The sequence below is a fragment of the Actinomadura meridiana genome (genome assembly GCF_039537545.1).
GTDB lineage: Bacteria > Actinomycetota > Actinomycetes > Streptosporangiales > Streptosporangiaceae > Spirillospora > Spirillospora meridiana.
This window is the reverse complement of the sequence record NZ_BAABAS010000041.1, coordinates 1-858: the sequence shown is the minus strand read 5'-3', so window position 1 is coordinate 858 and position 858 is coordinate 1. Positions and strand designations below refer to the sequence as shown.

Below are 858 nucleotides of genomic sequence, written 5' to 3'. Positions count from 1 at the left end.
TGACGGAGCGAATCGGTATTGGTGTGTTGACCCGGATCGTCCCGCGTGAGCTAGTGGACGAGGTCATACTCGAGTCTGGCAGGCGCGAGCGGCGGTTGCGCAAGCTTCCTGCACGCGTGGTCGTCTACTTCGTGATGGCGCTGACGCTTTTTCATGGCGAATCCTACGAAGAGGTCATGCGGAAGTTGGTCCAGGGGCTGCGCTGGCTAGGGAGTTGGCGGTCCGAATGGACGATTCCGACGCCCGGGGCACTCACCCAGGCCCGGCAGCGCCTGGGTGCCGAGGTGATGCGTGATCTGTTTGAGCGCGTCGCGGTTCCCTGCGCCCTGCGCTCCACCAAGGGCGCTTGGCTGGGACGATGGCGACTGATGGCACTGGACGGCTTCGATGTGGAGGTCTTCGATAGCCCCGCCAACGGTGACCGCTTCGGCTTCTCCGGGAAAAAGAAGAACGAAAAGGGAGTATTCCCCAAGGCGCTGGTCGTGGGCCTCGCTGAATGTGGCACGCATGCGGTCGTCGCCGCCGAGATCAGTGCGCAAAAGGACACCGAGATCGTGCTGGCATCCCGGTTGCTGGCCACGGATGCCATTGGTGACGGTATGCTGATCATAGCTGACAAGGGAATGTATAGCCATGAGAATCTCAAACGAATCAAGGACGGTGGTGCTGACGCCCTGTTCAGGGCGAAGATGACCAACGATCTTCCGGTTCTAGAATGGCTCCCGGACGGGTCCTATCTTTCTTACTCGGCGGATCCACGGCGCAAGATGGCAGCCTACGAGCGACTGCGCAAAGGATCGATCGAAATCACCGATCTGCCGGGGTTTCATGTGCGCGTCTTCGAGTACCAAGTGCTCG

At 60.5% G+C, this 858-nt stretch carries 1 protein-coding gene; it reads left to right on the top strand.

Annotated elements, in window-relative coordinates; translation table 11 throughout:
* Positions 1–23: 23 nt before the first annotated feature.
* On the top strand, positions 24–858 hold an 835-nt coding region (locus ABD808_RS38350; protein ID WP_344908480.1), incomplete at its 3' end, for an IS4 family transposase.